Genomic DNA, 21,859 nt, shown 5'->3' on the forward strand with positions numbered 1-21,859 from the left:
ATGAACAAGAAGGCGTTATCGATCGCCACGCTGGCCGCACTGGCCACATTGGGGGGCGGCCAGCTATGGGCGGCGGACAACAAGATGGGGGTTACCGACGCCGAGGTGAAATACCAGGCGGGCGGCTCGCCACTGGCCGACGTGGAGATGTACCAGGACATCAACCCGAAGGCGCCGCCGATGAGCAAGGCGGAGTTCGACAAGGCGCGCCAGATCTACTTCGAGCGCTGCGCCGGCTGCCATGGCGTGCTGCGCAAGGGCGCCACCGGCAAGCCGCTGACACCGGACATCACGATCGGCAAGGGCACGGACTACCTCAAGGTGTTCATTGCCTACGGGTCGCCGGCCGGCATGCCGAACTGGCAGACCTCGGGCGAGTTGAGCGAGCAGGATGTCGACCTGATGGCGCGCTACGTGCAGCAAACGCCTCCGCAGCCGCCGGAATACGGCATGAAGGACATGAAGGCGACCTGGAAGGTCATCGTTCCGCCGGCGAAGCGCCCGACGAAGAAGATGAACAACTACAACATCGCCAACATCTTCTCGACCACCTTGCGCGACGCCGGCGAGATCGCGCTGATCGACGGGGACAGCAAGAAGATCATCAACATCATCAAGACCGGCTATGCGGTGCACATCTCGCGCGTGTCGGCGTCTGGCCGCTATCTGTTCGTAATCGGCCGCGACGCGAAGATCAACCTGATCGACCTGTGGATGGAGAAGCCGGACAACGTTGCCGAGATCCGCGTCGGTCTTGAGGCGCGCTCGGTCGATACCTCGAAGTTCAAGGGCTACGAGGACAAGTACGCGATCGCTGGCACCTACTGGCCGCCACAGTTCGTGATCATGGACGGCAACACGCTGGAGCCGAAGAAGATCGTCGCCACCCGCGGGATGACGGTCGATACCCAGGACTACCATCCGGAACCGCGCGTGGCGTCGATCGTCGCGTCGCACTTCAGGCCGGAGTTCGTCGTCAACGTGAAGGAGACCGGCAAGACGCTGATGGTCGACTACTCGAACATCGACGCGCTGAAGATCACCGAGATCGGCTCGGCCCGCTTCCTGCACGACGGCGGCTGGGACAGCACGCACCGCTACTTCATGGTCGCCGCGAACCAGTCGAACAAGATCGGCGTGATCGACGCGAAGGAAGACAAGCTCGCCGGTATCGCGGACGTCGGCAAGATTCCGCACCCGGGTCGTGGCGCCAACTTCGTGCATCCGAAATTCGGCCCGGTCTGGGCGACCGGCCATCTTGGCGACGACACGATTGCGCTGGTCGGTACCGATCCGGTCAAGCACAAGGAATATGCGTGGAAGATGGTCGCGCAGTTGAAGGGGCAGGGCGGTGGCTCGCTATTCCTCAAGACGCATCCGAAATCGACGCACCTGTATGTCGACACGCCACTCAATCCGGAACCGGCAATCTCGCAATCGGTTGCGGTGTTCGACATCAAGAACCTCGACAAGGGCTTCAAGGTGCTGCCGATCGGCGAATGGTCGGGCATCAAGGATGACGGCGCCCGCCGTGTGGTGCAGCCGGAATACAACAAGGCCGGCGACGAAGTGTGGTTCTCCGTGTGGTCAGCGAAGAACAAGGAGTCCGCGATCGTGGTGGTCGACGACAAGACCCTCGCGCTCAAGGCCGTGATCCGCGATCCGCGCCTGATCACGCCAACCGGCCACTTCAACCTGAACAACACGCAGAACGACGTCTATTGATCGCGTGTTGCCCGGCGGCCGCCAACCCGCGCGGCCAAAGGTCTCAAGAGGGAATGGGAACGCCGGCGGGGAGACCCGCCGGCGTTTTCGAATCAAAGCCCGCAAATCGGGGGGAGGGTTACATGAAGCGAATCGTTCTGCTGATCGCCGCAGGCGCAGCGTTGGGGGCGCCACAGGTGCAAGCCAGTGCCGAGCTCGCGAAGAAATACAACTGTGCCGCCTGCCATGCGCCGGACAAGAAGGTGGTCGGGCCGGCCTGGCAGGATGTGTCGGCCAAGTACAAAGGCCAGTCGGACATGCCGGACAAGCTCGTCGCGAAGGTGAAGGCGGGCGGCAAGGGCGTTTGGGGGCCGGTGCCGATGCCACCCAACAATGTGCCGGAAGAGGACATCCGGACGCTGGTCGCGTGGGCACTCGCTGGCGGCAAGTAGCCCGTACGGTGTGTTGCACAAGAAAAAAGGGCGCCGTTCTGGCGCCCTTTTTGTCGGCGGCGGGCTCAGCGCTGCAGCGCCTTGCGTTGGAAGTGGCCGGTAATCCAGCGCGACGCGACGACGATCACCAGCACGCCGAGGAAGAGCACGCCGAAGGCCTGGGTCAGCCGCTTGAAGAGGTGGTCGATCAGCACCTCGCCCTGCGCGCGCGCCGCTTCCGCCAGCTTCATCGCGGCTGGGGTGTCCTTCTCCAGCAGCATGACCAGACTCTGGATCTGCTGCGCGCTGTCGCCCAGGGCTGCGGCGGCTGCGGTGTATTCAGTGATGTTGAACGGGCGGCCCGGCGGCGGCGCGTTCGGTGGCGGCGGCTCGCCGACCTTGAGCCGGGTCAGCAGCGCGTCGGTGCTCTCGATCACGCCATGCACCGAATCCGATGCCGCGCGGCCGGCTTCGAGGCTTTGCCGCAGTTCGAGCAGCATCGCGGTCATCGTGCCTTGCTGTTGCTGCAGGGCGGCGAACATTTGGCGGATGGCCGCCTCGCGCTCGCTGCTCAGCGTGCCGGGCATCAGCGCCGCGGTTTCGGCCATCTTCGCGGCGGCGTCGCCGACGCGGGTGGAGGTCGCCAACATCGCGCGCGACTCAGGCATGTCGGCCAGCGCACTGGACAAGGAACGCGTCTGCAGATCGAGCAGCATCGGCGAGCGTTGGGCGTAGTAGATGGCACGCTCGGCGAGCAGCCGGCTCTGTTCGATCTCCTTTACTGCGGGGCTGAGGCCAGCAAAGGGGTCAAGGCCGATCAGGCCGAACACGCCATCGTCCGGCGCGTCGCCCGGTTTCAGCAGGCCGGTTGCCCGTGCGAAGTCGGCCAGGCGGTTGAAGGCGACGCTGTCCAGCGAGGTGGAGGTCTGCTTCCAGGCTTCGAGCTTGCTGCGCAGATCGTCGCGTTGGGCGGGCGTCAGAAAATCCACCAGCGCCCAGGCGCCGGTTTCGAGCTTGCCGAAAGTGTTGATCACTGGCGCGGCGGATTTGCCGAGCACCGGCGGCAGGCGCTGTTCGACGACGTTCCGGGTCAGCGTCGCGAGGATCAGCATGTCAAGCGCATTGATCTTGGCGCTGGGGCCGGAGCCGATCTGCACCGCTGCGGTGGACTGCTTGACCTGAAAGTCGTTGAGCAGGCGCCGCGAGTGCGGGTCGTTCACCTGATCCTCGACTTGCCGCACCGCCAGCGACACGCTGTCCATGTAGCCGTCGGCGTAGCGCATCACGCGTTGCTGCAATTGCGACTCGGCGCGTTTCAGGGCCTCCTGCTGCGCGTCGCGGCCATACCAACTCGCACAACCGCCGAGCAGTGATGCCGCACACAGCACGCTCAGCCAGCAGCGCCAGCGGCGTTGAGCCAAAGGCCGCATCGGCGATTTCATCAGTTGAATCGCGGTCACGATGTCTCCTTGTTCTTCTAATGGGCGTGTCTGCAGCAACACTTATCTGATTCTCGGCCAAATTGCGGTTTTCTGTAGGGGGCAACATGGGGTGTTGATCACCATCAACCGGCGCAACACCCAACAAAAGAGCCGCCGCAGCGCGGAGCGGCCCGCTTGTGCCAGATCAGGCCCCGCCCGATTCGCCGACAGTGCGTCCGGCGGCTTGACTGCGATCAACGCTGGCGTAGCACCCGGTCGGCATGCTGGCCCCATCTCGCGAAGGGGGAGCGCGAATCCATGTCGCCACACTTGTTTGATCGCATCATCCGTATCGGCGCGGTCGGCGCCTTGCTGCTGGGCTTCTGGCAGGCCTCGGATGCGTCCGCGGCGCCGTCGGCCGAACGCGTTGACGCGCTGATTCACCTGGTTCGGCAGGACTGCGGCTCGTGCCACGGCATGCAGCTGACCGGCGGGCTGGGGCCGGCGCTCAACGCCGGAACACTGGCCAACCGGCCGCGCGAGGCGATGCTCGCCACCATCCTGCACGGCCGTCCGGGCACGCCGATGCCACCCTGGGCACCTTTCCTGACCGAGGGTGAGGCCGACTGGATCCTCGATCAGCTGATCAACGGTTTCCCGCAGGAGCTTGCCCGTGCGCATTGACCTGCGGATCCGGGCGCTGCTGCTCGCTGCCGGCGTGGTCGCCGGATGCGCCTCGCAGCCGCCAGCGCCCGAGTTGCGCGGCACAGGCGATCTGGGGGTCGTCATTGCACGCGCGAGCGGCAAGATCGCGGTGGTCGACACCTCGCATCGCACCGTGCTTGGCGAGGTCAGCGGGCTGGGCGATCTGTCGCATGCTTCGGTGGTGTTCGCACGCGATGGCCGTTTCGCCTTCGTGTTCGGCCGCGACGGCGCGCTGACGCGTGTCGACCTGCTGGCCCGCCGTATCACGCACCGCGTGCAACAAGCCGGCAACTCGATTGGCGGCGCCATCAGCCAGGACGGCCGTATCGTCGTCGCGCAGAACTACGAGCCGGGCGGTATCCGCGCCTTCGACGCCGATACGCTGGCGCCGCTGGCCGAGGTGCCTTCGACCTACGGCGCAGAGGGCAAGCGCTCCAAGGTGGTCGGGCTGGCCGACCTGCCCGGCAATCGCTTCGCCTACGCGCTGTTCGACGCAGGCGAGATCTGGGTCACCGACCTGTCCGACCCCAAAACGCCGCGCACCGAAAAATACGCCGCCGGCCTGCAGCCTTATGACGGTTTGGTGACGCCGGACGGGCGCTACTACCTCGCCGGCCTGTTCGGCGAGGATGGCCTCGCACTGCTTGATCTCTGGCAGCCTGAAAAAGGTGTGCGCAAGGTCTTGCGCGATTGGGGCCGCGGTGACGAGAAGCTGCCGGTTTACAAGATGCCGCACCTGCGCGGCTGGGCGATGGCCGATGGCTACCTGTGGCTGCCGGCGATTGGTCGGCACCAGGTCTGGGTGGTCGATACCCGCAGCTGGCAACAGGTTGCGCAGATTCCGGTGGCGGGTCAGCCGGTCTTCGTGATGGCGCGACCTGACGGAAGACAGATATGGGTCAACTTCGCCTTCCCGGATAACGGCAAAGTACAGGTGATCGATTCGCTGTCGCGCAGTGTCGTCAAGTCGCTGGAACCCGGTCGCGCCGTGCTGCATCTGGAATTCCTGCCGCGCGGCGGCGAGGTGTGGCTCTCGGCGCGCGATGACAACCGGGTCAGCGTGATCAACACCGAGCGCTTTGACACGCTCGCAAGCTTTTCCATCGACGCGCCGTCCGGCATTTTCTTCACGACGCGCGCCGCGAGAATCGGATTCTGATGAAACCCAGGATGATGACCGACATGCCGCCGCCCCATTCCGTGCCCTCTAGCGGCGGCTCGGTCGACATTCTCACGCTCCTCGGTGGGCAGGGCGGCGACGAGGTGCATGACGAAGCCTTCGGTTTCGAACTGCTCAACCGCTGGCAGCGCGATCTGCCGCTCGACCCGGAGCCTTTCGCCCGCATCGCGGAGGCTTATGGCCGCCCGCCGCGCGATGTGCTGTCCGCGCTGCGTCGTTTGCAGCGCGAGGGCGCCATTTCGCGTGTTGGCGCGGTGCTCACGCCGGCAGCATTCGGCGCATCCACGCTGGCCGCGCTGAGCGTGCCGCAGGACCGCGTCGAATCCGTCGCGGGCTACATCTCGCTGATGTCCGAGGTGAATCACAACTACGCGCGCGAGCACGAATACAACCTCTGGTTCGTGCTCACTGCAGGAGAACGGCGCCAGATCGACGCCGCCTTGCAGCGTATCGAGGATGCCACCGGCGCGGCACCGCTCGACCTGCCGATGCTCGAGGGCTATCACCTGGATCTGGGTTTCGATCTGCGCGGCCCGGAAGCGCGCGCGGCACGCTCGGTCGACCTCACCCGCGCCCGCGTGAATCTGGACAGCCGTCAGTGGCGCCTTCTGGCGGCGCTGGAGCAAGGCCTGCCGCTGGTGCCGCGGCCTTTCGCGCGGCTGGGCATGCGTGCCGACATGCACGAAACCGAAGTGATCGAACAGCTGCGGCATTGGCTCTCGACCGGCGCGATCCGTCGCATCGGTATCGTGGTCCATCACCACGAGCTGGGCATTCGCGCCAACGCGATGTGCGTGTGGGATGTGCCGGATGCGCGCGCCGCCGAAGCCGGCCGCCGCATCGCCGCGCTGCCCGGCGTGAACCTGTGCTACCGGCGCGCACGCGTGTCCGAGCGCTGGCATTACAACCTGTACTGCATGATCCACGGGCGCGAGCGCGAAGCCGTGTTGCAGACCCGTGAACGCGCGGTCGCCGAGGCCGGCATTGCCGATTGCCCTTCCGAGGTGCTGTTCTCGACCCGCCGCTACAAGCAGCGCGGTGCCCGCTACGCGGAACGCTGAGCCAATGGCGCGCCCGCTCGCAACCGAACCTGCGCAGCTCGACCCGATCGATCGCACCCTCATCACCGCGCTGCAGGACGGTCTGCCCTTGATCGAGCGGCCCTACGTCGCGCTCGCCGACGCCCTTGGCATCAGCGAACAGGCGGTGGTGGATCGCATCGCCGCCCTGCTTGAGCGCCGCGTGCTGACGCGCTTCGGGCCGATGTTCGATGTCGCCAGGATGGGCGGCGCTTTCGTGCTGGCGGCGCTGGCGGTGCCGGACGAGCGCTGGGATGTCGTGTGCGAGCAGGTCAATGCGCTGCCCGAGGTGGCGCACAACTACCGCCGTGAGCATGCGCTGAACATGTGGTTCGTGCTGGCGACCGAAACGCCGCAGGGCATTGATGCCGCGATTGCGCGGATCGAGGCCGAGACCGGTTTGCCGGTGTACGCCTTCCCGAAGGAACACGAGTTCTTCGTCGAACTCAAGTTCACGGTTTGATCAGGAGCGAGCGAGATGGACGACAGCGAACTCGACCGCCGCATCGTGCTCGCCACGCAGGCTGGCCTGCCGCTCACCGTTGAGCCCTTTCAGGCGATCGGCGAGGCGCTCGGCGAACAGCCCGGGCGCATCCTCGAACGCTTCCGCGCCATGCAGGCCGACGGCAGGGTGCGGCGTATCGCTGCGGTACCGAACCACTACGCCCTGGGCTATACCGCCAACGGCATGTCGGTCTGGGATGTCGATGACGAACAGGTGGACGCGCTCGGTGAACAGCTCGGCCACATGGACTGCGTCACCCACTGCTACCGCCGGCCGCGGCGCTTGCCGCTGTGGCCCTACAACCTCTTCGCGATGGTGCACGGTCATACGCGCGAAGAGGTGCTCGCCCGCGTTGCGGAGATCCATGCCCTGCTGGGCGCGGCCTGCCGCGCGCACGACGTGTTGTTCTCCACCGCCATCCTGAAGAAAACCGGCCTGCGCATCGGCGCCTGAGCCGCACGCCGGCTTTCATCTGTCGCGCGCTGCGGCGACAATTCCGCTCGTAATGCTCAGTCCCCACCAACCTCGCCGCTTCCTTGTCGTGCTGCTTGCCGCCTTGTGGGCAAGCACGCCTGCCGCGGCCGACGACGAACCGGCTTCGAGCGCCGCACCGGCGCAGCCTTATCCCTGGCGTTTCCAGTTCAAGCGCCAGAATACCGACCGCGGCACGGCTGACGAATCAACCCGCAGCACGCTGCGCCTTGAGTACTTCCCCGCCGCGCATCTGTCGCTGTTGCGGCTGGATGTGCCGTTTCCCGATGCCGACACCCGCTACAGCGGCAAGCTGCTCGACCCGCGACTCGGCGACATCAAGTTGCGTGCCGATCTCGAAGCGGTGGATGTCTTCGGCCTGCCACTCACCGCATACGCCGAGCTCACTTTGCCGACCGCAGACCCGGCCAGCCTCGGCAGCGGCAAGTACCAGATCGCGCCTGCGCTGCGTACGCGCCTGCCGGCCGGCGCCTACCGCATCGACGACAGCAAGCACGCGTTGACCCTCGCGGGCCTGCTGCAGCAGGTCGTCTCGTTCGAAGGTGATGAGAGCCGCAAGGACATCAACTACACCAAGCTCGAAGCGAGCCTCAACGACGGCTGGGGCGACGGCCGGTTCGTGAAGCTCACGATCAAGCCGGTGTTCGACTGGGAACAGGATGGCAAGAGCGGCGCCACCGCCGAGCTTGAAGGTGGTTTGCGGCTCGCGCCGGCATGGGAAGCGGCGCTGATGGCCGGTGGCCTGCTGTGGGGCAGCGGCGTGCCCAACACCTACCGGCGCCGGATCCAGCTGACCCTCGGTTACCGGTTCTGACGGCTGATCCGCCGGCGCCTATGCTGAGGATAGGCCCCGGTGATGCGGCACTCTCGCCCTCGCCGTGGGTGGAGGGCCGATCATGGCCGATGCTGTCGCCACGCGCGATGCCCGTTGCGCGCAAGCGCTTGAGATTGCTGCCGCCCTGCTGCGCGAAACGCATCCGGGCCGCGAGATCGCGCTCGACGCCGACAGCGCCTTTGGCCGCGATCTCGAGCTCGATAGTCTCGGTCGCGTCGAACTGATCAGTCGCATTGCGGATGCGCTGAGGCTGCAGTTCCCGGAGCGCGCGTACGCCGAGGCCGATACCTTGCGTGAGTTGCTGCGTTGGGCTGGCGAACTGCCGACCAGCGTTGCGTCGACGGCGCTCCCGGCCGAGCGCGCCCGCGAGCAGGGCACGCCCGAGCAGGCGACAAGCCTGGTCGACGTGCTTGAGTGGCGCGCGCAGCGCGAGCCTGATCGCGTGCATGTACTGTTGCTCAACGAGGCAGGCGCCGACCAGCCCCTGACCTACGGCGCGCTGTGGCAGGGCGCTGCCCAGCGCGCCGCCGCACTGATCGCCGCTGGTCTTCGTAGCGGGCAGACGGTGGCGCTGATGCTGCCGACAGGGCACGACTACCTTGTGAGCTTCTTCGGCGTGCTGCTTGCCGGTGGCGTGCCGGTGCCGATCTACCCGCCGGCGCGGCTGGCGCAGATCGACGAGCATGTGCGCCGCCACGCGACGATCCTCGCGAATGCACAAGCCAGCCTGCTGATCACGGTGCCGCAGGCCAAGCCGGTTGCGCTGCGCCTGCGGGCCGCGGCGCCGGGCATCGTCGCGGTGCTGGCGCCGGACGAACTGGTCGGCACGGCGCAGCATGTCATGCACCCGGCCGCGGATGCGCTGGCGCTGCTTCAATACACCTCCGGCAGCACCGGCGACCCGAAGGGTGTGGCGCTGAGCCACGCCAACCTGCTTGCGAACCTGCGCGCGATGGGGCGCGCCTGCCAGGTCACGCAGGATGATGTGTTCGTCTCGTGGTTGCCGCTGTATCACGACATGGGGTTGATCGGCGCCTGGCTGGGCGCGCTTTACTACGGTTTCCCACTGGTCCTGATGTCCCCGCTGGCCTTCCTGGCGCGACCCGCGCGCTGGCTTGAGGCGATCTCGCAACACCGCGCGACGCTGTCGGCCGGCCCCAACTTCGCCTATGAACTGTGCGTGCGCAAGGTGCCGGATGCTGCCTTGGCGGAGCTGGATCTTTCCTGCTGGCGCATGGCGCTGAACGGCGCCGAGCCGGTCAGCCCGGCAACGCTGGACGCCTTTGCTGCGCGGTTCGCGCCGGCCGGCTTGCGGCGTGACGCGCTGGCGCCGGTGTACGGGCTGGCGGAATGCTCGGTCGGCCTCGCCTTTCCGCCGCCGGGGCGCGGTCCGCGCATCGATCGAATCCGCACCGCTCCGTTCGCACAGGAGCGCCGCGCGGAACCCGCTGCAGCGGGCGACGATGCGGTGCTGATTCCGGCCTGCGGCCGCCCGCTGCCGGGCCATGAAGTGCGCGTGGTGGATCTGGCGGGCGACGAACTGCCGGAGCGGCGCATTGGCCGCCTGGAGTTTCGTGGCCCCTCGGCCACCAGCGGGTACTACCGCAACCCGGTGGCAAACGCCCGGTTGTTCCGCGACGGCTGGCTCGACAGTGGCGACATGGCGTATCTCGCTGATGGCGAGATCCATCTCACCGGGCGGATCAAGGACATGATCATCCGCGGCGGCCGCAACCTCTACCCCTACGATCTGGAGCAGGCGGTCGGTGCGCTGCATGGCGTGCGCCGTGGCTGTGTGGCGGTGTTCGCGTGTGCGCCAGCGGGCGGCGGTGGCGAGCGCCTCGTCGTGCTGGCCGAAACGCGCGAACGCGATGCCACGGCCCGTGCGGCGCTGCAGCGGCGCATCGCCGATTGCACACAGGCGGTGCTTGGCGAAGCGGCCGACGACATCGTGCTTGCGCCGCCGCATGCGGTGCTCAAGACCTCCAGCGGCAAACTGCGCCGGGCTGCCACGCGCGAGCGCTATCTGGCCGGCGAACTGCGCCAGCGCGACTGGCCGCTGTGGCTGCAGGGCGTGCGCCTGCTGGTGCAAGGCCTGTTGGCGCGCCTGCGCGTCAGCGCACGCTGGCTGGCGGGGCGCCTGTGGTCGTACTGGTCGCTTGCGGCGTTCGCGCTGCTGGCGGCACCGACGTGCGTGCTGGTGGCGTTCTGCCCCGCGCACGCCTGGGCGCGCGCCTGGGTCCATCGTGCCGCACGCGGCTGGATGCAGCTGTGCGGGCTGTCGATCGAGACACCTGCCGCCCTGGCCGCGCCCGCTGGTGCGCACCTGCTGGTGTGCAATCACGCGAGCTATCTCGACGGGCTGTTGCTCAGCGCGGCCTTGCCGCCGCAGTACCGTTTCGTTGCGAAGGCCGAACTCGCGCAGCAGCGCGTCGCCGGCACGCTGCTGCGCGGCCTCGGTGCCCTGTTCGTCGAGCGCCACGATGCGCTACGCGGCGCGGAGGATGTCGAAGTGCTGGTCGAGGCCCTGCGGCGCGGCGCGCAGCTGGTGGTCTTCCCCGAGGGCACCTTCACGCGCGCAGCAGGCCTGCGACGCTTTCATGCTGGTGCCTTCCTCGCTGCCGCGCATGCCGGCGTGCCGGTCGTCTGCACCGGCTTGCGCGGCAGTCGTGCCCTGTTGCGCGATGGCACCTGGCTGCCACATCGCGAGCCACTGCGTTTCGAGCAAGGCGCGACCCTGGCGCCCGATGGCCAGGACTGGCCAGCGGCGATGCGCTTGATGGCGGCCACCCGCGCCGAGCTGCGCCGCCTGTGCGGCGAGCCCGATCTCGATGCAAGCGCTCAGGATGGCGCGTGATCGCGCACGCGCGCCGCGTGGCTCGGTGTAGCGAGTGAGCGCCGCAGCAGCTCGGGCGTCGCGCGTTCGCTGTCGATCTCGAGCGTGATCGCCTGTTCGTCGGCCGCCAGCGGCTCACTGTGCTCGCGCTGGTGCATCAGCACCGCCGCGCTGGCCTCCGATGCATCCAGCCCGGCCGCTGCGCGCGCCTGCAGCCGTGCGAGCCGCGTGGCCGGCGCTGCGACGCAGCTGAGAATGCGGCAGGGCAGACCAAGCGCTTGTGCCGTGGCGCGTAGGGCGTCACGTTGCCAGCGTTTGAGATGGGCGGCATCGACGATGACGCTGTGGCCTTCCGCCAGCAAGCCGGTGGTGAGTTCCGCGAGCCGCGCATAGGTGGCGCGCGTTGCGGCTTCGGCGTAGATGCCGCCGTCGACCGGCGAGCCGCTGCGGGCCGTGGGGCCCAGGCCGTTGAGGCGTTTGCGCTCGACATCCGACCGCACGCGCACTGCGCCGATGAGTTCGAGTGCGATACCAGCCCAATACGATTTGCCGCTGCCGGAGAGGCCATGCATCAGCAGCAGCTGTGGCGCTGGCTTGCGCAGCACCCGCGCTGCGCAGGCGAGGTAGCGCGCGCGGTCGAGCGTGGCCTGCGGGTGACTGGCGGCATCCGGCTGCGCGGCGCGGATGCCGGCGACATAGGCGCGCACCAGCGCGCGGTAGGCATGGTGAAAACGCAGGGCGGCGAGGCCCGCGTAGTCGCCGCCGTGTTCAAGGTAACGGTTGAGGAAGCGCCAGGCGAGGTCGCTGCGGCCATGCGCTTCGAGGTCCATGAACAGGAAGGCCACTTCGCAGATCACGTCCACCCAGCGCAGCGCGGCGCTGAACTCGATGCAGTCGAACACCTGCGGCCGGCCGTGCAGCAGTGCAATATTGCCCAGGTGCAGGTCGCCATGGCCTTCACGCACGAAACCGTCGCGCTTGCGTTCGGCAAAGAACGTTTCGAGCCGTGCATACTCGCCGGTGCACCACGCGTCGAGCCGGCTCAGCAGCGCGCCTTCGTCGGCGTTCTGCGCGCTCGCGCGAAGCGGCGCGATGATGTTGGCGACCGGGTTCCAAACCGTGGTGCGGGTGCCGTAAATATCATCGACGCCCGCACGCGCAACGCTCTCGTGGAAGTGCGCCATCGCGTCGGCAACGGCATCAATGATGTCGGGCGTCAGCGCACCGCGCGCCGCGATGCGGTCGAGCAGCGCATCCTGCGGAAACTCGCGCATCTGCACCGCGTAGTCGATGACATCTGCTGCGTCGGCGTCGCTGCGCAGGCGTGGCGCGTGGGGGTCGCCGCAGAAGGTGACGAGGGCGAGGTAGAGCTCGGGTGCGAGGCGGCGATTGAGACGCAGCTCGTCTTCGCAGTCGCGCCGGCGCAGCGCGAGCGTACTGAAGTCGACAAAGCCAAGGTCGACCGGCTTCTTCAGTTTGTAGGCGAAGTCGCCGGTCAGCAGCACGCGCGAAATATGGGTTTCCAGCAGCCGCACCGTGCCCACCGGGTGCGGGTAGCAGTCGGGTGTGTGCAGCGCTTCAACCAGCTGGCGTTGCAACGTGTCTGCATCGGGAAGGGGGCGATCGGGCTTCATGGGTGGCTGCCGGCGCGGCGGCGTGCCTAACGCAAGCGGTGGCCGCCTTTCAACCGTAGGCGAGCAGCGGGTGCAAAGCAATCGCCGCGGCATGCAGCGTTGATGCGGCTGCGATCTAGGCTAGAGTCGCGGCTATGTCTGCCTTGCTAGAAACCCTTCCGGCGCAGCCGCGCGTGCTGCTCGATTCCAACACCGTACTGGCGCTGTGGCTGTTCCGTGACCCGAAGCTGCCGCATTTGCGCGCGGCCTGCGAGGCGGGCCGCTTCGTGTTGCTGGCAAGGGAAGAAACCCTCGAAGAACTGCGCCGCGTGCTCGCCTATACGCAGTTCGCGGTCGCACCGGATGCGCAGGCCGCGCTGCTTGCCGAATACCGCGCGCGGGTCGAGCTGGTGCCTGCGATCGAGCCGGAATACCTGTTGCCCAAGTGCCGCGACAGCGATGACCAGAAGTTCATCGAGCTGGCCTTCACCGGTGGCGCAAACCTCCTGCTGAGCCGCGACAAGGCGGTGCTGCGGCTGGCAAAGCATCGCCTGCTGCGCGAGCGCGTCGCGATCATCACGCCCGAGGCGTTCGAGCGCTGGCTCTCAGTCGCTATGGGCTGATTTGCCGTTGCTGCGTTTGCCGCCCTCGTCGGCGGCCCTGGTGGCCTGAAGCCAGCGCTTCGGGTCGTCCGGGTTGGGCACGGGCCCGACATCCGGGTTGTCGAGATGGATGATGTTGCGTTGCGCGACTTTGGCGCGACGCAAGGACTCGCCGAACTCCTTCTGGAACGCCGCCTCGAAGGAGCCGTCGGCAATCGCACGTTCGAGGCCGCGCTGCACGCGGTTCGCCAGCGCGGTATTGCCTTTGCGCACGAAGAAGTAGTCCGGCAGCGGGTAGTTGAGCGCCAGGGTCTCTTCCACCATCAGGTCCGGAAAGCGCAGCGCGCGGGGCTCGACTTCGCGATAGGGCTCATGGACGCCGCGCGGGAAGTAATCGAACTTGCCGGTCGCGAGCATTTCGAAGAGGTCTTCGTAGTTCTCCGAGGTCACTACCTGCAGGCCGTTGGCACGCAGCACCCGGGTATCCAGCCAGTCTTTCAGCTGACCGGCGCTGAGCGCCTTCAGGTCGTCCAGCGTGCGCACTGCGGCGAAGCGGGGCGCCTGTTTGCGGTCGATGATGAAGATGCGGATACCGAGGATGCCCTTGCGGATGCAGATCGGGATCGCTTGCAGCCGCTGCGTGAGATCCCGGCCCGGCGGATAGTTCGCGATGTCGATCAGGCCGCCGCGCTCGATTTCGGCCTGGATGCGCGCATTGGTCATCGGCTCCGTGGCCTGCACGGCGCGCGCCGGACCGTCTTCCGCGGCGGTCTTGTCGAGCGCCAGCTGCAGGATGCGGACCGGGTAGGTGTAGCGAAAATCGGTCGGATTGGCGCCACGCGGAAAGCGCACGATCGTTTCACCCGCGGTGGCGGCCAGACTGGCCAGAACACACGTGGCCAGCATCAGGATGCGGCGGCGGAGCAGCACGGCGTCTCTCTCCTTGTTCTTTGCCGCTAGCCTAGCCCTTTCGCCGCGCCGCGGGTAGGGTCATTCCGTCTGCAGCGCGCGCTGGATCAGCCGATCGAGGTCGCTGGCGGCGGGCAGGGTGCCGAAGCTGTAGCCCCAGTCCCCGGCCAGGCGCGAGCGGCAGAACGCCTGCGCGATACCGGCGGGCGCATGTTGCAGCAGCAGTGCGCCCTGCACGGCCAGCACCACGTTCTGCGCGAGTCGGCGCGCCCCGGCTGGATCAGGCTCGCCCGCGCGCAGGCTCTGGTGGAGCGTGCCGACAAAGCGGTCGAAGTCCGCGTTGCGCCCGGTTGCGGGGGCAAGCTCTGCGGCCAGGGCATCGGCCGCGTGCGGGCTGCGGGCGAGTGCGCGCATCACGTCGAGGCACATCACGTTGCCCGAGCCTTCCCAGATCGAGTTCACCGGCATCTCGCGATAGATGCGCGCGTGGGCGCCGGATTCGACATAGCCGTTGCCGCCCATCACCTCCATAGCTTCGGCGGCGAGCTCCGGGCCGCGCTTACAGATCCAGTATTTCGCCGCCGGCGTGAGCAATCGGCGCAGGTGCTGCGAGGCATCGTCGTGTTCGTCGAAGGCGCGCGCGAGCCGCAGTGCGAGCGCGATCGCGGCCTCCACTTCAAGTGCCATGTCGGCCAGCACATTGCGCATCAGCGGCTGCGCGACAAGCATCGCGCCAAAGGCGCTGCGGTGGCGGGCGTGATGCACCGCGCGGCTGAGCGCCTGGCGCATCAGGCCAGTGGTGCCGAGCACGCAATCGAGCCGTGTATAGGTGCCCATTTCGAGAATGGTCGGCACGCCGCGCCCGGCCTCGCCGAGCAGACTGGCATACGCGCCTTGGAACTCGACTTCGGACGAGGCGTTGGAGCGGTTGCCAAGCTTGTCCTTCAGGCGCTGCACCAGCACCGGGTTCTTCGTGCCGTCCGGCCGCCAGCGCGGCACGAAGAAACACGAGAGCCCGCTGGGCGTTTGCGCCAGCACCAGGTGGGCGTCGATCTGCGGGCAGGAGAAGAACCATTTGTGGCCGGTCAGCGCCCAGCCGCCGTGGCCATCCGGTTCAGCACGCGTGGTGTTGGCCCGCACATCGGAGCCACCCTGTTTCTCGGTCATGCCCATGCCGATCAGCCCGCCGCGCTTCAGGGCAAACGGCACGTCGCGGGGATCGTAGTCGCGCGACATCAGGCGCGGCAGCCAATCGCGTGCGAGCTGGGGGTCGCGCGACAGCGCCGGAATGGCGCCGTAGGTCATCGTGGTCGGGCACAGCGAACCGGCTTCGACCTGCGCCTGCATCAGGTAGCCGGCAGCGCGCGCGGCATGGGCGCCGGGGCGCGGCTCTGCCCACGGCGAGGCATGGAAGCCCCGTGCGACGATGCCGCGCATCAGCTCATGCCAGGCGGGGTGGAATTCGACTTGATCGATGCGGTGTCCGCGCGCATCGAAGGCATTGAGTACCGGCCCGTAGGTGTTGGCCAGGCGGCCAGCCTCGAATACCTCGGTGCGCCCGAGTTCCGCCCCGGTCGCCCGCAGCGCATCGCTGGCCCAGGCCGCGCCCTCGCGGTTGGCGGCTTCGCGCAGCGCTGCGTCGGCTTCGAACAGGTTGTAGTCGCCCAGCTCCGGCGATTGGTTCATCACTTCGTGCGTCGGCCAGCTCATCGCGCCACTCCTTGGTCGGGTGTCTGGCTGATTCTGACGTACGCGTGCGTACGGGGCACGCTGCGCTGCGGTATCCGGTACGCTAGCGCACCATGATGCGTACCAAGCTGCCCTTGCACCGTATTGTCCCGGGCCTGCTCGCCTTGCTCGCCGCCACCGGTGCGTCCGCGATGACGATCGGCGAAGTTCAGGGCACCGGTCACCTGAGCCCGTACGCGGGCCGTTCCGTGGAGGATCTGCGCGGCGTGGTGACCGCGGTGTCCCGCAATGGCTTCTGGCTGCAGGACGAAACGCCGGATGCGGATGAACGGAGCGCCGATGCGGTGTTCGTATACCTCGCGAAGGGTGAGAAACCCGCCGTTGGCGACCGGCTCGCCGTGAGCGGCCGTGTCGGCGAGTACCGACCGGGCCGCAACCCCGACAACCTGACGATCACGCAGCTCGACGACGCGCGCTGGCAGCGCCTTGCCGCCGGTGTGCCCCTGCCGGCACCTGTGCGCATCGGCGACGGCGGCCGGCTGCCGCCTACCGCGGCGATCGCGCCCACGCTGGGCAACGTCGAAGCCGCCCGTCGTGCGCTGGAACCCCGGCGCTATGCGATGGATTTCTTCGAGAGCCTCGAAGGCATGCGGGTCGAGATCGACGATGCAGTGGCGGTGAGCGCGCGCGGCAAGCGCGGCGAGCTGGTCGTGATCGCCGCGGCGCAGGCGGAAACCGGGCTGCGTTCGGCGCGTGGTGCACTCACCATCGCACCGGGTGCCTTCAATCCGCATCGCATCCTGATCGACGATTCGCTCGCTGCAACGCCGGCCGGTGTGAAGGTGGGCGATCACCTGCGCGGCGTGCGTGGCGTGGTCGACTACGCCTACGGCAGCTATCGGCTCAAGCTCACCGAGACGCCGCAGCTCGTATCGAAGAGTTTGCCCGCGGACGCCGCGCCCGCCCTGGCGCCAGGCCAGCTGGCGGTGGCGGCCTACAACGTCGAGAACCTCGGCGGCGATGCGCCGCAGGCGCGCTTCGATGCACTGGCGCGGCAGATCGTCGGGCCGCTGCGCGCCCCGCATCTGCTGGCGCTCGAAGAAGTGCAGGACAGCAGCGGCGCACGCGACAACGGCGTGACCGATGCGACGCGCACGCTGACGCGGCTTACCGATGCAGTCCGTGCCGCGGGTGGGCCGGCCTACCGCTGGATCGACATCGCGCCGGAGAACAACGCCGACGGCGGGGCGCCCGGCGCCAACATCCGGCAGGTGATCCTGTACGACCCTGCACGAGTGCAGCTCGATGGCAGCGTTGGCGGCGCGAAGGATGCGGTGGCGATCGGCGTGGGCGGCAAGCTGCAACCCGCTGCAGGCCGCATCGCACCCAGCGACCCGGCCTTTGAATCCAGCCGCAAGCCGCTGGTTGCGCAGTTCACGGTTGCCGGCAAGCGCCTGGTCGTGGTGGCAACGCATTTCGTGTCGAAACGCATGGACCAGCCCTTGTTCGGGCCGCAGCAGCCCCCCTTCGCGGGCTCTGAAGTGCAGCGGGTGGCGCAGGCTGCCGTGGTGGCCGATTTCGTGCGCACCTTGCGCGGCCATCGCGCTGATGCGGCCATCGTCGTGCTGGGTGACTTCAACGATTTCGCCTTCGGCCCCGCCGCGCAGGCGCTGGAGGCTGCCGGGCTTGCCAACCTCACGCTTGGTCTGCCGCCGCAGGAGCGTTACAGCTTCATCTACCAGGGCAACGCGCAGGCGCTCGACCATGTGTTCGTGTCGCCCCCGCTGGCCGGGCAGGCGCTGCGCGGCTACCAGATCGTGCATCTGAATGCCGAGTACCCGGATGCCCAGTCGGACCACGACCCGGTGCGCGCCGTGTTCGATATCGATGCCATCCCCCGCTGAGCGCCTGCTGGCGTTTCCGCCGGTCGCCACGCCGGGCGCGCGGGTGCTGGTGCTGGGCTCGATGCCGGGCGAAGCCTCGCTCGCCGCGCAGCAGTACTACGCCCACCCGCGCAACGCGTTCTGGCCCATTGTCGGGACGCTGTTCGGCTTTGATCCGGCGGTAGCCTATGCGGACCGTCTGCGGCATCTGCAGGCGGCTGGCGTGGCCTTGTGGGATGTGCTCGCGGCCTGCCGCCGCATCGGCAGCCTTGATTCAGCGATCGAGGGTGACAGCGTCGAAGCCAACGATTTCGCCGGTTTTCTCGCGCAGCACCCAGCGATCGTACGGATTGCCTTTAATGGCTCCGCGGCTGAAACGCTGTTCCGCCGCCATGTGCTGCCGCAGCTCGATGCCACGGCGTGCGCGATCGAACGTATCCGGCTGCCCTCCACCAGCCCGGCGCATGCGAGCCGTGATCTGGCTGCCAAGCTCGAAGCCTGGCGGGCCTTGGCCGACGGTTTGTAAGCTGGCGGATTAGCGCGCCATCACTCAGCCCGGTGCGCTGGCGGGTGCGTGATGCGGCACGCCCAGCTGGGTGGCGATTTCGTGTTTGGCGTGTGCGGCGAGGTGGGCGCGTTCGGCTTGTGAGTTGATCGCCGGCAATACCCAGGCTTCGGCAACCAGACCATCCGCCAGCGTGATCGCGCGCATGCATTGCCACAGCGAGATATCGCCGTCGTAAGCCGGCGCAGGGCTGATCGGGTGCTGCGGATCGCGGTAGCGGATCGCGACCGGGGCGACCGGCACGCCGGCATCCACGGCGGACTGCAACAAGGCGGGGCGGAAGGGCAGCATGTGCGTGCCGTCGGTGGTGGTGCCTTCGGGGAACACCACGATCGAAACCCCGCCCTGCAGATGCTCGACCATCGATTCCGCCGTGCGGCGGGCGGCCGCGCGGTTGCCACGCTGGATGAAGATGGTGTCGGTGTTGGCCACCAGCCAGCCCACCAGCGGCCAGTCCTTCACATCGTCCTTGCACACGAAGGTGCAGGGGCGCAAAGCGTTGATGACGAAGATATCCAGCCACGATATGTGGTTTGCAACCACCAGTGCGCCGCCGCTCACCACGTCGCCATGCAGAACCGGCGTTACGCCGAGGCGCGAGAGCAGCTGGATCGACCAGCGCTGCTTGGCGGCCAGTTGTTGGGCGGGCGTCCAGCACGGAAAGCGGATCGCCACGATGGCGCAGCCGCGGAAGAAATGCAGGACGGTGCGCAGGAGCCGCCAGGCGGCACGGATCTGTTTGAACAAGGCAAGTACGGGTCGGCGGGGCTGCGGGCTGGCCGTACGCACTGCGCCGACCACGTGCGCCATCCGGCCCGCTGCGGGCCGTTGGCGTGGCGCAATTGTAACCCGCGCCCTCGCGGCGCCTCCCAGCACCCCGCGTGCCAACGGCGTGGCCACAGCGGCCAGCCCTGACACCCGTCTGGCCAGGCTCACTCGCCGCGCGAGCCGATGAAGTGGCGCGCGTAGCGCGCGTCGGTCTGGCCCATCGGCAGCAGCAACAGCAGATCGGCCGTGTTGAAGTCCGGGTCCCACGCCGGCTCGCCGCACACCATCGCGCCGGCGCGCATGTAGCCCTTGATCAGCGGCGGCATCTCGGCGCGCTGGCCGTTGCGCAGCGCTTCGAGCGGCAGGCGCAGGCGCGGGAAGCCGCGCCATTCGGCCGGCGCCTGGTGCGCTTCGAGCTGGTCGTAGATCGCCGCCGCTGCGTGGCCACCATCGGCCATGCTGATGCTCGCGCAGCCCATCAGGTATTCGTAGCCGTTCTCCTGCATGAAGCGCGCAAGGCCAGCCCACAGCAGCGCGATCACCGCACCGCTGCGGTATTCCGGGTCGATGCAGGAACGCCCGATCTCGACCAGGCGGTCGCGGATCAGGTGAAAACGGGTCAGGTCGAATTCGGTTTCCGAGTAGTAGCTGCCGATGCGGCGCGCAGCACTCGGGGTGAGGATGCGGTAGGTGCCGACGATACGGCCCTGCGCCTCGTCGCGCACGATCAGGTGCTCGCAGAATGGGTCGAAATGATCGCGGTCGACGCCGTGTTCGCGGCTGTTGAGGCGCGCACCCATTTCGTCGGCGAATACGCGCCAGCGCAGCTTCTGCGCCTCGCGGATCTCGGTCTCGCAGCTCGCCAACCGAACTTGCAGATCACGCGTGCGGGCCCGCTCGGGCCTGGATTCAATTTGCAGCATGCTTCTCACCCTGTCTTGTCCGTTTTTTGTCGGGGTGACTCTAGAATCCGGCCGTGACCCAAACATGACGCGTGCGTTACCGCCGTGTGACAACGCATTTCAGGAAGACACCGTGAGTCCGAAGATCCCCTCCACGCCCGCCAATCGCCTGCTCAAGAGCCGCGGCATCGCCTTCACCGAACACTGTTACACCTACGTCGACCACGGCGGCACGCGGGTCTCGTCCGCAGCGCTCGGCGTGGACGAACACAGCGTCGTGAAAACGCTGATCCTGCAGGACGACCGCGCCCATCCGCTGGTGATGCTGATGCACGGCGACCGCGAGGTCTCGCTGAAGAACCTCGCGCGCGCGATCGGCGTGAAGAGTGTCGAACCCTGCAAGCCGGAAGTTGCCGAACGCCACTCCGGCTACCGCGTCGGCGGCACCTCGCCCTTCGGCACCCGCAAGCAGATGCCGGTCTATGTCGAGCGCACGGTGCTCGATCTGGAGAAGCTCTACATCAACGGGGGCAGTCGCGGGTATCTCGTCGGCATTACGCCGGCGGATCTGGTGGCGCTGGTGGGGCCGACGGCGGTGGATGCAGCGACGGGGTGATCCGATTTATTGCCGTACGGTCACGGTCGCCGAAGGTCGGATGTGTGGGTATGGTTTCTGGATGGAACTCCTGATGAATCACCTTGCAGCAAACATGAGAAGTTCGATCGTCGTTCTCCTGTCGGCGGTGCTAGCGCTCAACGCTTGCGCGCCTTCAGAAACCGCTGAGCAGAAAGCACAGCGAGAACGCGCGAAGGCTGGCCTTGCTCTGTGGGAACAGAAATGCAAGACCGAGGCCGGCGAGAAGATCTATCGCAGGGTTGAGGACGTCGAAGGCATCACGCTGCTCAGGGTGCGCCCGCCGGCGGGCGAGAACGAGTGGCACGACCGCATGTGGCCGGGGGCGGCCTTTGCCCATGAGGGAACGGCTGAGGAATACATCAAAGACTTTCTTGGCTACGAAGAGGCGTTCGGCCCCGACGGTAAGCCAAGTCCTATAACGCCGACGGCGCGTGGCGGGATCAACACATCCTACAAGGCGGGACCACACGAACGCCCCGGCTATCGTTTTGTCGACACTGTCGATTCATCGAATGGAGAACGGAATCGCTATGTGATTAGCTACGACGAGCCTTGGCAGCAAGACAAGACATGGCTCAAGGGGTACATCAGAGCCAACCTCGACAAGAGACCTGCATCCGGCCCCGAGCCCCGATACGGCGTGACCTACGAAGACCACGTCGTACCGGAGGAGCGTGCGCTTGGGGTCGCGAGCAGCACGGTAAGAGTGCTGGACATTCAGGCCAACGAAGTGCTCGGTGAATTGACCGTGTTTGCCTTCACGTATGGATTTGAGTCTCGTGGGAGCAGCGCTTGGTTGCGCGCTCGGATATGCCCGACGTACGGGGGCGGTTCCGGCTCCCCCTCGCGTCTATTTACCGATCAAGTTCTCGTTCCGCGTAAGGACAACTGACGTACCCTCGCGTTCCGCTGGCTACTATTGGACGCTTGCGCACATGCACTGGAGTTGCTTGGGCTGAGCGTTGCGAAGTCCAACGCGATGGCTTGCGAATTGCGCGTGAGTTTTGCGCCGGCCTTCCCATTCAAGCCGGGTCCCGCCCCGGCGGGCGGGGTACTTTCTTTGTGCGAACAAAGAAAGTACCCAAAGAAAATCGCCCCGCTTC

Annotated in this window: 20 protein-coding genes; 14 read left to right on the forward strand and 6 right to left on the reverse strand. The window is 67.2% G+C overall.

Features of this window, described 5'->3' with window-relative positions; genetic code table 11:
- Both JY500_RS02610 and JY500_RS02615 read left to right on the forward strand, forming a co-directional pair.
- Positions 1-1,725: a nitrite reductase gene (locus JY500_RS02610; RefSeq protein WP_206254983.1), complete on the forward strand. Its 1,725-nt coding sequence runs from the start codon at positions 1-3 to the stop codon at positions 1,723-1,725.
- Positions 1,726-1,847: 122 nt separating this feature from the next.
- Entirely contained in the window at positions 1,848-2,156 is a 309-nt protein-coding gene (locus JY500_RS02615) for a c-type cytochrome (protein ID WP_172201149.1), read from the forward strand.
- Between the two features lie 65 nt (positions 2,157-2,221).
- Here JY500_RS02615 and JY500_RS02620 read toward each other — a convergent pair whose 3' ends face one another.
- Positions 2,222-3,595, reverse strand: a complete 1,374-nt coding sequence (locus tag JY500_RS02620; protein WP_206254984.1) for a hypothetical protein — start codon at positions 3,593-3,595, stop codon at positions 2,222-2,224.
- Between the two features lie 279 nt (positions 3,596-3,874).
- Here JY500_RS02620 and JY500_RS02625 point away from each other — a divergent pair, with 279 nt between their 5' ends.
- The 7 genes from JY500_RS02625 (at position 3,875) to JY500_RS02655 (ending at position 11,209) form a co-directional block, all read left to right on the forward strand.
- Complete coding sequence (locus JY500_RS02625) at positions 3,875-4,240, forward strand: c-type cytochrome (RefSeq protein WP_172201147.1); 366 nt, start codon at positions 3,875-3,877, stop codon at positions 4,238-4,240.
- A complete protein-coding gene (locus tag JY500_RS02630; RefSeq protein WP_281391246.1) occupies positions 4,230-5,420 on the forward strand; it encodes a cytochrome D1 domain-containing protein in 1,191 nt (396 codons plus the stop codon). The genes JY500_RS02625 and JY500_RS02630 overlap by 11 nt, the downstream gene beginning before the upstream one ends.
- The gene (gene ahbB, locus JY500_RS02635; RefSeq protein WP_246479762.1) at positions 5,420-6,502 is read left to right on the forward strand and encodes a siroheme decarboxylase subunit beta; all 1,083 of its coding nucleotides are present in this window, start codon (positions 5,420-5,422) and stop codon (positions 6,500-6,502) included. Before JY500_RS02630 ends, ahbB (JY500_RS02635) begins: the two co-directional genes overlap by 1 nt.
- 4 nt (positions 6,503-6,506) lie before the next feature.
- Positions 6,507-6,983 carry an Lrp/AsnC family transcriptional regulator gene (locus JY500_RS02640; RefSeq protein ID WP_206254985.1) on the forward strand — a complete coding sequence of 159 codons (477 nt, stop codon included), beginning with the start codon at positions 6,507-6,509 and terminating at the stop codon, positions 6,981-6,983.
- A gap of 15 nt (positions 6,984-6,998) precedes the next feature.
- On the forward strand, positions 6,999-7,478 hold the full coding sequence (gene ahbB, locus JY500_RS02645; RefSeq protein WP_206254986.1) for a siroheme decarboxylase subunit beta: 480 nt from the start codon (positions 6,999-7,001) through the stop codon (positions 7,476-7,478).
- Positions 7,479-7,530: 52 nt separating this feature from the next.
- Positions 7,531-8,331 carry a hypothetical protein gene (locus tag JY500_RS02650; protein WP_206254987.1) on the forward strand — a complete coding sequence of 267 codons (801 nt, stop codon included), beginning with the start codon at positions 7,531-7,533 and terminating at the stop codon, positions 8,329-8,331.
- A gap of 82 nt (positions 8,332-8,413) precedes the next feature.
- A complete protein-coding gene (locus JY500_RS02655; RefSeq protein WP_206254988.1) occupies positions 8,414-11,209 on the forward strand; it encodes an AMP-binding protein in 2,796 nt (931 codons plus the stop codon).
- On the opposite strand, the gene JY500_RS02660 is transcribed toward JY500_RS02655, so the two are convergent.
- Positions 11,194-12,822 (reverse strand): bifunctional aminoglycoside phosphotransferase/ATP-binding protein, encoded by a 1,629-nt coding sequence (locus JY500_RS02660; protein ID WP_206254989.1) that lies wholly within the window; start codon positions 12,820-12,822, stop codon positions 11,194-11,196. The genes JY500_RS02655 and JY500_RS02660 overlap by 16 nt on opposite strands.
- A gap of 134 nt (positions 12,823-12,956) precedes the next feature.
- On the opposite strand from JY500_RS02660, the gene JY500_RS02665 reads away from it, so the two are divergent.
- Positions 12,957-13,424, forward strand: coding sequence for a putative toxin-antitoxin system toxin component, PIN family (locus tag JY500_RS02665; protein ID WP_172201143.1), 468 nt, complete (start codon positions 12,957-12,959; stop codon positions 13,422-13,424).
- Here JY500_RS02665 and JY500_RS02670 read toward each other — a convergent pair.
- Positions 13,407-14,333 carry a substrate-binding periplasmic protein gene (locus JY500_RS02670; RefSeq protein ID WP_206254990.1) on the reverse strand — a complete coding sequence of 309 codons (927 nt, stop codon included), beginning with the start codon at positions 14,331-14,333 and terminating at the stop codon, positions 13,407-13,409. The genes JY500_RS02665 and JY500_RS02670 overlap by 18 nt on opposite strands.
- Positions 14,334-14,393: 60 nt before the next feature.
- The gene (locus tag JY500_RS02675) at positions 14,394-16,022 is read right to left on the reverse strand and encodes an isovaleryl-CoA dehydrogenase (RefSeq protein ID WP_206254991.1); all 1,629 of its coding nucleotides are present in this window, start codon (positions 16,020-16,022) and stop codon (positions 14,394-14,396) included.
- Positions 16,023-16,114: 92 nt separating this feature from the next.
- Here JY500_RS02675 and JY500_RS02680 point away from each other — a divergent pair, with 92 nt between their 5' ends.
- A complete protein-coding gene (locus JY500_RS02680) occupies positions 16,115-17,905 on the forward strand; it encodes an endonuclease/exonuclease/phosphatase family protein (RefSeq protein ID WP_206254992.1) in 1,791 nt (596 codons plus the stop codon).
- A complete protein-coding gene (locus JY500_RS02685; protein ID WP_206254993.1) occupies positions 17,889-18,410 on the forward strand; it encodes a DNA-deoxyinosine glycosylase in 522 nt (173 codons plus the stop codon). The genes JY500_RS02680 and JY500_RS02685 overlap by 17 nt, the downstream gene beginning before the upstream one ends.
- A gap of 24 nt (positions 18,411-18,434) precedes the next feature.
- Here JY500_RS02685 and JY500_RS02690 read toward each other — a convergent pair whose 3' ends face one another.
- Both JY500_RS02690 and JY500_RS02695 read right to left on the reverse strand, forming a co-directional pair.
- A complete protein-coding gene (locus tag JY500_RS02690; RefSeq protein ID WP_206254994.1) occupies positions 18,435-19,259 on the reverse strand; it encodes a lysophospholipid acyltransferase family protein in 825 nt (274 codons plus the stop codon).
- Between the two features lie 122 nt (positions 19,260-19,381).
- Entirely contained in the window at positions 19,382-20,140 is a 759-nt protein-coding gene (locus tag JY500_RS02695; protein WP_172201133.1) for a GNAT family N-acetyltransferase, read from the reverse strand.
- A 112-nt stretch (positions 20,141-20,252) separates the two neighbouring features.
- Between JY500_RS02695 and ybaK the strand changes: the two genes are divergently transcribed.
- Together ybaK and JY500_RS02705 are read left to right on the forward strand one after the other, a co-directional pair.
- Positions 20,253-20,735 carry a Cys-tRNA(Pro) deacylase gene (gene ybaK, locus JY500_RS02700; RefSeq protein WP_246479764.1) on the forward strand — a complete coding sequence of 161 codons (483 nt, stop codon included), beginning with the start codon at positions 20,253-20,255 and terminating at the stop codon, positions 20,733-20,735.
- 61 nt (positions 20,736-20,796) lie between these two features.
- Complete coding sequence (locus tag JY500_RS02705; protein WP_206254996.1) at positions 20,797-21,648, forward strand: hypothetical protein; 852 nt, start codon at positions 20,797-20,799, stop codon at positions 21,646-21,648.
- The last annotated feature ends 211 nt before the right edge of the window (positions 21,649-21,859 follow it).

It is taken from the genome of Niveibacterium microcysteis (assembly GCF_017161445.1).
Taxonomy (GTDB): Bacteria; Pseudomonadota; Gammaproteobacteria; order Burkholderiales; family Rhodocyclaceae; genus Niveibacterium; species Niveibacterium microcysteis.

Bases quoted from the DNA above. Each gene is read 5' to 3' on its own strand.
- JY500_RS02665 (WP_172201143.1), top strand. From the start codon at position 12,957: ATGTCTGCCTTGCTAGAAACCCTTCCGGCGCAGCCGCGCGTGCTGCTC.
- JY500_RS02695 (WP_172201133.1), bottom strand. From the start codon at position 20,140: ATGCTGCAAATTGAATCCAGGCCCGAGCGGGCCCGCACGCGTGATCTG.
- JY500_RS02640 (WP_206254985.1), top strand. From the start codon at position 6,507: ATGGCGCGCCCGCTCGCAACCGAACCTGCGCAGCTCGACCCGATCGAT.
- JY500_RS02610 (WP_206254983.1), top strand. From the start codon at position 1: ATGAACAAGAAGGCGTTATCGATCGCCACGCTGGCCGCACTGGCCACA.
- JY500_RS02655 (WP_206254988.1), top strand. From the start codon at position 8,414: ATGGCCGATGCTGTCGCCACGCGCGATGCCCGTTGCGCGCAAGCGCTT.
- JY500_RS02680 (WP_206254992.1), top strand. From the start codon at position 16,115: ATGATGCGTACCAAGCTGCCCTTGCACCGTATTGTCCCGGGCCTGCTC.
- ahbB (WP_246479762.1), top strand. From the start codon at position 5,420: ATGAAACCCAGGATGATGACCGACATGCCGCCGCCCCATTCCGTGCCC.
- ahbB (WP_206254986.1), top strand. From the start codon at position 6,999: ATGGACGACAGCGAACTCGACCGCCGCATCGTGCTCGCCACGCAGGCT.
- JY500_RS02660 (WP_206254989.1), bottom strand. From the start codon at position 12,822: ATGAAGCCCGATCGCCCCCTTCCCGATGCAGACACGTTGCAACGCCAG.
- JY500_RS02650 (WP_206254987.1), top strand. From the start codon at position 7,531: ATGCTCAGTCCCCACCAACCTCGCCGCTTCCTTGTCGTGCTGCTTGCC.
- JY500_RS02615 (WP_172201149.1), top strand. From the start codon at position 1,848: ATGAAGCGAATCGTTCTGCTGATCGCCGCAGGCGCAGCGTTGGGGGCG.
- JY500_RS02625 (WP_172201147.1), top strand. From the start codon at position 3,875: ATGTCGCCACACTTGTTTGATCGCATCATCCGTATCGGCGCGGTCGGC.
- JY500_RS02685 (WP_206254993.1), top strand. From the start codon at position 17,889: ATGCCATCCCCCGCTGAGCGCCTGCTGGCGTTTCCGCCGGTCGCCACG.
- JY500_RS02705 (WP_206254996.1), top strand. From the start codon at position 20,797: ATGGAACTCCTGATGAATCACCTTGCAGCAAACATGAGAAGTTCGATC.
- JY500_RS02675 (WP_206254991.1), bottom strand. From the start codon at position 16,022: ATGAGCTGGCCGACGCACGAAGTGATGAACCAATCGCCGGAGCTGGGC.
- JY500_RS02690 (WP_206254994.1), bottom strand. From the start codon at position 19,259: ATGGCGCACGTGGTCGGCGCAGTGCGTACGGCCAGCCCGCAGCCCCGC.